Consider the following 7,959-nt stretch of genomic DNA (forward strand, 5'->3'; position numbering starts at 1 on the left):
GCCGGTCAGGCGGGCTCGGGGAGGGGCGCTGCCGCGGCGTACCAGAGGCAGACCCGCACCAGTCCGTCCCGTTGCGGCACGGCTGCGCTGCTGACCTCTCCGCCGAGCTCGCTCGCGACCTCGCGGCCGAGGCGGCCGAGCATCTCGACGCGCTCGAGCTCGTCGGGAGCGAGGGTCTCGTGGTACTGGCGGTACCGGTCGAACGCCTGAGCGATCACCGACCTGGTCCGCTCCTCGGCGTCATCCATGGGACCGGAAGATAGTCCGAAATGACTAGGTGGGCTAGTCCTGTCGAGCCAGGACCCGAGATGGTGGCGGCCCCGGCCGGCTGTTTTGTCAGCGCCCGAGGCCTAACCGTCCCGAGATGGCCAAGCTAGTGGGAGCGGCTGCCAGTGCACTACCCGCGCTGGCTGTGCCTAACCCTGCGGCAGTCGTCAGCCCAGCTGGATGAAGCCCGAGCGGTAGGCCACGATGACCAGCTGCAGCCGGTCGCGCACCTCGACCTTCATGATCAGCCGGGCGATGTGACTCTTCACGGTCGCGACGGAGATGAACAGCGTCTCGGCGATCTCGGTCGTGGACAGGCCGGCCGCGATGCACTGGAGGACCTCGACCTCGCGGTTGGACAGGCGGTGGGCCCAGGCGGGCGCGGGTGCCTGAGCTGTGGGGAAGGGCGTCGACCCGGCGGACGGCGCGGCGGGCTGCACGACCTGGAGGTGGCGGCGGTGGTGGACGCCGTACGTCGCCAGGGTGCTGCGCATGGTTTCGCTCATCGTCGTCTCCTCGTGGGGTGGTGCACTGAAACTACGAAGGAACGAGCGGGGGCGAATCAGGGGAAACCCTTCATTTCGCAGCGATCGCAGCGTTGGCTTCTGCTCTGCGCGGAATCGCTTGTCCCTCGCGCGGCCCTCGGATGAGGTGGGCCCATGAGACTCCTCGTGCTCGGTGGCACCGTGTTCCTGTCCCGCGAGGTCACGGCCGAGGCGCTGCGGCGTGGCCACGACGTGACCTGCGCCTGCCGAGGGGTCTCCGGCGACGTCCCGGACGGCGCGACACTGCTGCCCTGGGACCGTGACGACGAGCCACCGGAGGCGCTGGCAGGGGAGTACGACGCCGTGGTCGACGTCTCCCGCCGTCCCTCGCACGTACGACGAGCAGTCGGCGCGGTCCCGGGCGCGCACTGGGTCTTCGTGTCGACCATCAACGTCTACGCCGACGACGCCACCCCCGGCGGCCCCGGCACGGTGCCCCTGCGCGAGCCGATCACCGAGGACGTCGACCTCGCCGCCGACCCCGAGGCCTACGGACCGATGAAGGTGGCCTGCGAGCAGATCGTGCGCGACGGGACCGCGTCGGCGGCCATCGTCCGGCCCGGGCTCATCGTCGGCCCGGGAGACCCCACCGGAAGGTTCACCTACTGGCCCGCCCGCCTCGCCGACGGCGGCGAGGTGCTGGCGCCGGGAGACCCGTCCGACACCGTCCAGGTCATCGACGTCCGCGACCTCGCGGCCTGGATCGTCACCCTCGCCGAGGCGGGCACCGAGGGCGACTTCGACGGGGTCGGCCGGCCTACGTCGATCGGTGAGCTGCTCGAGGCGTGCGGCCCGGACGCCACGTTCACGTGGCTCGACCAGGCCTTCCTCGCCGACCAGGGGGTCGAGCCGTGGATGGGTCCGGACGCCGTGCCGCTCTGGCTGCCCCGCCCCGACTACGACGGGATGATGCACCACTTCGTCGAGCCCGCGTTGGACGCGGGCCTCACCCTCCGCCCCCTCGAGGAGACGGCGCGCGACACCCTCGCCTGGCTGCGCGACCACCCGGACGCGACCGTCACCGGCGTCGGCCGCGACCGGGAGCGCGAGCTGCTCGCCGCCTGGCACGCTCGCGCCTGACCGACACGAGGCCGCCGCCGCCGTACGCTCCCCGTGTGATCAAGTACCTCGGCTCCAAGCGCACCTTGGTGCCGGTGCTGGGGGAGCTCGCGGTGGCGGCCGGCGCGCGCACCGCCCTCGACCTCTTCACGGGCACGACCCGGGTCGCGCAGGAGCTGAAGAGGCGGGGGATCGAGGTCACGGCGAGCGACCTGGCGACGTACTCGGCGGTGCTCAGCGACTGCTACGTCGCCACCGACGCGACGGCCGTCGACGAACGCGAGCTCGACACCGCCCTCGCCCGGCTCGACGCGCTCCCGGGTGCCCCCGGCTACTTCACCGAGACGTTCTGCGAGCGGTCGAGATTCTTCCAGCCCGGCAACGGGGCCCGCGTCGACGCGATCCGCGACGCCATCGAGCGCGACCACCCGCCGGGTGACCCCCTGCGGCCGATCCTGCTGACCAGCCTGATGCTGGCGGCGGACCGGGTCGACTCCACGACCGGCGTGCAGATGGCCTACCTCAAGCAGTGGGCGCCGCGCTCGCACCGCGACCTGCGGCTAGAGCGACCTGCGTTGCTGCCGGGGCGGGGCACCACGATCCACGGCGATGCCAGCCGTGTCGTCGACGAGGTCGGTCCGGTGGACCTGGCCTACGTCGACCCGCCCTACAACCAGCACCGCTACTTCACGAACTACCACATCTGGGAGACGCTGATCCGCTGGGACGCACCCGAGTTCTACGGCGTCGCCTGCAAGCGGGTCGACAGTCGCGACGACCACACGCGCAGCGTCTTCAACAGCCGGCGCACGATGCCGGCCGCCCTCGGCGACCTGCTCGGCCGGGTGCGCGCGGATGTGGTGGTGGTGTCCTACAACGACGAGTCCTGGATCACCGCCGAGCAGATGACCACCATGCTGCGCGACGCCGGCCACGACCAGGTCCGGCTGCTCGGTTTCGACCGCAAGAGGTACGTCGGCGCGCTGATCGGCATCCACAACCCGGCCGGTCACCGGGTCGGTGAGGTCGGCCGGCGACGCAACGTCGAGTACGTCTTCGTCGCGGGTCCGGCCGACCGGGTCGACGCGGCCGTCGCCGCTGCCGACGACGCTCAGTAGGGCGACCCGAGTGGCGCCGTGCCGGCGCGGCGGGCCTCGGCGTCGGACACGGTCGTCACGGAGACCAGCTCCTCGCGGGCCTTGCTCCCGACGTCGATGGTCAGCACCACACCTACGTCGCGGGCGTAGAACTTGTGCTCGAGCACGTCCGGCTCCAGCGCGTTGGTGTCGGCGGTCTTCACCAGGTCTTCGTACGACCCGGCCGGCACGGTCGCCGTACCGTCCAGCGCGAGCACCTCGCCGTTGTCCTCGGCGACACCGGCGTAGTACTCCTGCCGGTAGGACTGCCCGACGGTGGGGGTGGCGGGCATGATCACGCCGGCCAGCGCGTCGTCGACGCCTGCTTCGAAAGAGCCTTCGTGGTTCACGAGATAGCCGTCCTCGAACTCGGCGGTGTCCTCACCGAGGTACCAGACCGTGCCGAGCCCGTCCTGGGCGTACCAGTCGAGGGTGTCCTCGATGATCTCGCCGTCGAGGGTGACCGTGTCCCGGACGACCCGTGCCTCGGCGCCGTTCGCGATCGTCCTCGTCTGGGAGGTCGCGGTCACGACGACCTCCAGCACCTCGCCGTCCTCGTCCACCTCGCGGTAGGTCCAGCGGGTCCCGGGCACCAGCGGGAACCAGGGATTGGTGACCTCCGGTCGGAGCCCGGCCGGATCGAGCTTGAACGGCTCGTCCGCCTGGGGGAGCTTCAACGGACGATCGGACTTGCGAGCGGCCGGGTCCTTTGCGCCGTCGTCATCGGTTCCGCAGCCGCCGAGCACCGCCGACAGGATCACTGCGGCGAGCCCGGCCGCCCCAAGGTTCATGGTCAGTCCTCAGTCGTCGCCGGCGTCGTCACCGGACCCGTCTTCAGTGCCGTCGTTGTCGGAGGAGACGACGTTGAAGTCCTCGTCGAGCTGGACGTCGACCTGGGTGCCGTTGTCGAGAGTCACCTCGACCTCGTACTTGCTCTCCTCGTCGTCGACCTCGGTCTCAGTCACGGTACCGCTGCCGGTCTCGGCAAGGGCGGCCTCCTCGGCCTGTTCGCGGTCCGCAGCCGGGATCGGCCGCTGGGTGTCGTCGTCGTCTCCGTCGGAGAGGGAGTAGGCGGTGCCGCCACCGGCGATCACGGCGAGTGCAAGCGCTGCGCCGGCCGCGAGGGCGACCTTGCGGGGAATCCTTGATGTGTTCATGCAATCGACGCTAGGACTCCTGAATGAGGGCACGGTGAGGCTCTCATCCACACCTCATCGACATCCCTAGAGTTGGGTCGTGCGCGTGCTGTTGGTGGAGGACGAGGCGAAGCTCGCCCGGTTGGTCGCTCGTGGCCTGACCGAGCGAGGCGACAACGTATCGATCGTCGGGACGGGACAGGAGGCCGTCGACGCTGCCTCCGACGAGGAGGGGTACGACGTGATCCTCCTCGACGTACGCCTTCCCGACATGGAGGGCTACGAGGTGTGCCGACGGATCCGCCGCGCGCGGATCTGGACCCCGGTGCTCATGCTGACCGCACGCAACGCCGTCGCCGACCGGATCACCGGCCTCGACAGCGGTGCCGACGACTACCTCGGCAAGCCGTTCGTGTTCGACGAGCTGCTGGCGCGGATGCGCGCCCTCGTCCGTCGCGGGCCGGTCCCGAGGCCGACCGAGCTCGAGGTCGGCGACCTGCGACTCGATCCCGCCTCCCGTCGGGTGTGGCGTGGCGACGTCGAGATCGAGCTGTCAGCCCGCGAGCTGGCCCTGCTCGAAGCCCTCATGCGACGGGCGGAGCAGACCCTCAGCCGCGACCAGCTGCTCACCCATGCGTGGGGCGACACCCACGAGACGTCGTCGAACGTCGTCGACGTCTACGTGCGCTACCTGCGGGAGAAGATCGACCGCCCGTTCGGCGCCGACTCGCTGCGCACCGTCCGCGGACTCGGCTACCGGCTCACGGGGAGCGCCGGTGACTGACCACGGCCACCGTTTCGGGTGGTCGCTCCGGGCCCGGGTCGCCGTGGCGTTCCTGGCCACGACGGCACTGGCCATGCTCGCGCTCGGGCTGTTCGTCCAGCTGCGCGTGCAGAACACCCTCGAAGGGGGGCTCCGCGACCAGCTCGACGGCGAGATGGACGGGTTGGCCGCGACGCCGTCGAGCGAGCGGGCAGACGCGGTGGCGCAGCTCGCCGGGGACATCCACGGGCAGATGATGTCCGCCGACGGCGAGATCGTGGCGTCGTCGACGGCGGTCATCGAGCAGCTGGTCCCGGCCGATGTCGGCGACGGCTACAGCGAGACCCGGATCCGCGTGCTCGACGACCTCTTCGAGGCCCGCCGTGGAGAAGAGGACCTCGAGGTCGACAACGAGCCGGTGGTCGTGCTCGTGAAGTCCTTCGGCGACCAGGTCGTGGTCCTCGCCATCGAGAGCGAGCACGCAGACGAGGCGGTGAGCACCGTCCGCCGCCAGCTGCTGATCAGCGGCCCGGTCGCGCTCGCGCTGGCGGGGCTGCTCGGCTATGTGGTTGCCGGTTTCGGGCTGCGTCCGGTGGAGCGGATGCGCGCGCGGGCGGCGACGATCTCCTCCCGCAGTGCGGGCGAGCGGCTGCCGGTACCGTCGGCGGCCGAGCTCCGCCGGCTCGCGGTGACCCTGAACGCGATGCTCGACCGGCTGGACGAGGGCCTCGACCGGGAGCGCCGCTTCGTCGCGGACGCGAGCCACGAGCTGCGCACCCCGCTCGCGCTGCTGCTGACGGAGGTCGAGCTCGCGCTCTCGGGGAGCCGGACCCCCGAGGAGCTGCGCGAAGCGCTGCGCTCGGCCGAGGAGGAGGTACGCCGCCTGATCGCGCTGAGCGAGGACCTGCTGGCGCTGGCGGGGGCCGACGCCGGTCACCTCCAGCTGCAGACGGAAGCACTCGACATCGCAGAGCTCGCCGCCGCCGTCGTGCAGCGGTTCGGTGCGACCGCCGAGGTCGCGTCCCGGTCCGTCTCCATCAGCGGCGACCGGTCCGCGCGGGTCGCCGGCGACCCCGACCGACTAGGTCGAGTGGTGTCCAACCTGGTCGACAACGCGCTGAAGCACGGCGCGGGAGACGTCGACGTGCGAGTCGTGGCCGGCTCGAAGGAGGTCGTCGTGGAGGTGAGCGACGAAGGAGCGGGCTTCACGGAGGAGCGGCCGTTCGAGAGGTTCGCGGGGAGCCACGGATCGGCGGGCCTCGGCCTGGCGATCGTCGACGAGATCGTCCGGGCCCACGGCGGAGACATCGGGATCGCCCGCGAGCACGGGCGCACCGTCGTACGGATGAGCCTTCCTGCGGCCGCCCGGCCCTGACCTCGAGCCGGTCAGCCGCTGACCGCGTTGTCGATCAGCAGCTGGTCGCCGTCCTGCACCAGGAAGAGGGTGACCCGCTCGGTCAGGTTGCCCGAGCCGGGGAAGTCGTACTTGTACGTGTAGGTGACCGTCAGGTCGTCCGGATCGGCCGAGACCTCGAGGATCTCGGGGTTGCTGACCGAACCCCAGAACTCGGCGTACTCCGGGCTGCGCGCCTGGTAGTCCGGCGTCAGCAGCGCGAAGCCGGCGTCCGGGTCGTCGGCAGCGGTGGAGACGTACGACGACGCGAACGACTCGAGGTCGTCGGCCGACGGCGACGAGTCGGTCGTCTCGTCGCCGGGCTCGGTGGCGGCTTCGTTGTCCGAGCTGGCGTCAGTCGTCGTGTTCGGCAGCCCCGCCGCGTCGTCCTGGGGATCGTCGTCCCCACCGCCGAGCAAGAGCATCGCTCCGATCGCGGCGAGCACGAGCACCGCGGCCGCGCCGCCGATCGCCAGCCACAGCTTCCACGGGTGGGTACGGGTCGAGGTGGAGCTCGAGGCGGCGGCTGCGACCGCGGTCGACGTCGGGTTGTCGTCGGTCGGCGCGTCCGGCGGGTCCGGCGCGGCCGCGACCAGAGGGAGCACCTGCGTGCCGGGGCCGGCCGGGGCACTGTCGGCCGTGCCCTGCGGGCCGGCGTGGAGGTAGGCCGCGACGTCGTCCATCGTGAGCCGGTTGTCGGGGTCGTGGTCCATGGTCGCCTCGAGCAGCGGTGCGAGCCAGCCCCCGCCCCGGAGCCGCGGTGGCGGCTCGTGTGCGACCCGGTAGAGCACGCCGAGCACGGCGTTCTCCCCGCTGGTGGCCTCGTAGGGCGGGTGACCCGAGAGAGCGTGGTAGATCGTCGCTCCGAACGACCACACGTCGCTGGCTGTCGTCGCCGCCGCGCCGGTGGCGACCTCCGGCGCGATGTAGGCGGGGGACCCGGTCACCAGGCCGGTCTGCGTGAGCGAGGCGTCCGCGACCGCCCGCGCGATGCCGAAGTCGGACAGCTTCGCGGTGCCGTCGAGCGCGATCAGGATGTTGGACGGCTTGACGTCGCGGTGCACGATCGCCATCCCGTGCGCCGCAGCGAGCGCGTCGGCGACCTGCAGGAGCATCGGGGCCGCCTCCGCGGGGGTGAGCCGGCCGCGATCGCGGATGAGCTGCGCGAGCGTCGTGCCCTCGACGTACTCGGTCACCAGCCAGGTGTGCTCGCCGTCGTTGACGAAGTCGAAGACGGACACCACGTTGGCGTGGTTGACCTGAGCGGAGATACGCGCCTCCCGCTCGGCGCGGGAGACGTCGTACGTCGAAGCGCCCGGCGGGAGCCCGATCCGCTTGATCGCGACCGCCCTGCCGAGGACCTCGTCCCGGGCCAGCCAGACCGCACCCGACCCGCCCCGTCCGATCTCGCGGTCGAGTGCATACCTGTCGGCCACCCTCATGCTGCTCATCTCGTTGGGAGAGTACCCAGCCGCGCTGTCTTGACCGCTCCGGACATCGAGCGGCGTTCCACCCGTTGGGCAGTCCGGGTGTCGATACGGCAGGCTTGGAGGGTGCTGTGTGCCTCTCGGCACCTGTCCCAGCAGAGAAAGGACCACCGTGTCCGTCGACCCGAACCTCCTCGACGACCTGGAGTGGCGCGGCCTGCTCGCCCACACCA

Annotated in this window: 10 protein-coding genes (1 of these 10 only partly in view); 5 read left to right on the top strand and 5 right to left on the bottom strand. The window is 71.2% G+C overall.

The window, feature by feature from the left end; translation table 11 throughout:
• Window positions 1-5: 5 nt before the first annotated feature.
• Window positions 6-248 (bottom strand): hypothetical protein, encoded by a 243-nt coding sequence (locus SHK19_RS08675; protein ID WP_322938411.1) that lies wholly within the window; start codon window positions 246-248, stop codon window positions 6-8.
• 186 nt (window positions 249-434) lie between these two features.
• Window positions 435-773, bottom strand: coding sequence for a response regulator transcription factor (locus SHK19_RS08680; protein WP_322458167.1), 339 nt, complete (start codon window positions 771-773; stop codon window positions 435-437).
• A 153-nt stretch (window positions 774-926) separates the two neighbouring features.
• Between SHK19_RS08680 and SHK19_RS08685 the strand changes: the two genes are divergently transcribed.
• On the top strand, window positions 927-1,892 hold the full coding sequence (locus tag SHK19_RS08685; RefSeq protein ID WP_322938412.1) for an NAD-dependent epimerase/dehydratase family protein: 966 nt from the start codon (window positions 927-929) through the stop codon (window positions 1,890-1,892).
• A gap of 35 nt (window positions 1,893-1,927) precedes the next feature.
• The gene (locus SHK19_RS08690; RefSeq protein WP_322458169.1) at window positions 1,928-2,989 is read left to right on the top strand and encodes a DNA adenine methylase; all 1,062 of its coding nucleotides are present in this window, start codon (window positions 1,928-1,930) and stop codon (window positions 2,987-2,989) included.
• Here the strand turns inward: SHK19_RS08690 and SHK19_RS08695 are convergent.
• Both SHK19_RS08695 and SHK19_RS08700 read right to left on the bottom strand, forming a co-directional pair.
• The gene (locus tag SHK19_RS08695) at window positions 2,983-3,798 is read right to left on the bottom strand and encodes a hypothetical protein (protein WP_322458170.1); all 816 of its coding nucleotides are present in this window, start codon (window positions 3,796-3,798) and stop codon (window positions 2,983-2,985) included. The genes SHK19_RS08690 and SHK19_RS08695 overlap by 7 nt on opposite strands.
• A gap of 9 nt (window positions 3,799-3,807) precedes the next feature.
• Window positions 3,808-4,164 carry a PepSY domain-containing protein gene (locus tag SHK19_RS08700; RefSeq protein WP_322938413.1) on the bottom strand — a complete coding sequence of 119 codons (357 nt, stop codon included), beginning with the start codon at window positions 4,162-4,164 and terminating at the stop codon, window positions 3,808-3,810.
• A 79-nt stretch (window positions 4,165-4,243) separates the two neighbouring features.
• Here SHK19_RS08700 and SHK19_RS08705 point away from each other — a divergent pair, with 79 nt between their 5' ends.
• Both SHK19_RS08705 and SHK19_RS08710 read left to right on the top strand, forming a co-directional pair.
• Window positions 4,244-4,927: a response regulator transcription factor gene (locus SHK19_RS08705; RefSeq protein WP_322938414.1), complete on the top strand. Its 684-nt coding sequence runs from the start codon at window positions 4,244-4,246 to the stop codon at window positions 4,925-4,927.
• Window positions 4,920-6,281 carry an ATP-binding protein gene (locus tag SHK19_RS08710; RefSeq protein ID WP_322938415.1) on the top strand — a complete coding sequence of 454 codons (1,362 nt, stop codon included), beginning with the start codon at window positions 4,920-4,922 and terminating at the stop codon, window positions 6,279-6,281. Before SHK19_RS08705 ends, SHK19_RS08710 begins: the two co-directional genes overlap by 8 nt.
• Window positions 6,282-6,292: 11 nt before the next feature.
• Here the strand turns inward: SHK19_RS08710 and SHK19_RS08715 are convergent, their stop codons facing one another.
• Window positions 6,293-7,750: a serine/threonine-protein kinase gene (locus tag SHK19_RS08715; protein ID WP_322938416.1), complete on the bottom strand. Its 1,458-nt coding sequence runs from the start codon at window positions 7,748-7,750 to the stop codon at window positions 6,293-6,295.
• A 148-nt stretch (window positions 7,751-7,898) separates the two neighbouring features.
• Here SHK19_RS08715 and tyrS point away from each other — a divergent pair, with 148 nt between their 5' ends.
• Window positions 7,899-7,959, top strand: the 5' end (the start) of a protein-coding gene (gene tyrS / locus SHK19_RS08720; RefSeq protein WP_322938417.1) for a tyrosine--tRNA ligase. 1,211 nt of this gene lie beyond the right edge of the window; 61 of the gene's 1,272 nt are visible here — the first part of the coding sequence; the start codon lies at window positions 7,899-7,901; its stop codon lies off the right edge, out of view.

The organism is Nocardioides bizhenqiangii, assembly GCF_034661235.1.
Lineage (GTDB): Bacteria > Actinomycetota > Actinomycetes > Propionibacteriales > Nocardioidaceae > Nocardioides > Nocardioides bizhenqiangii.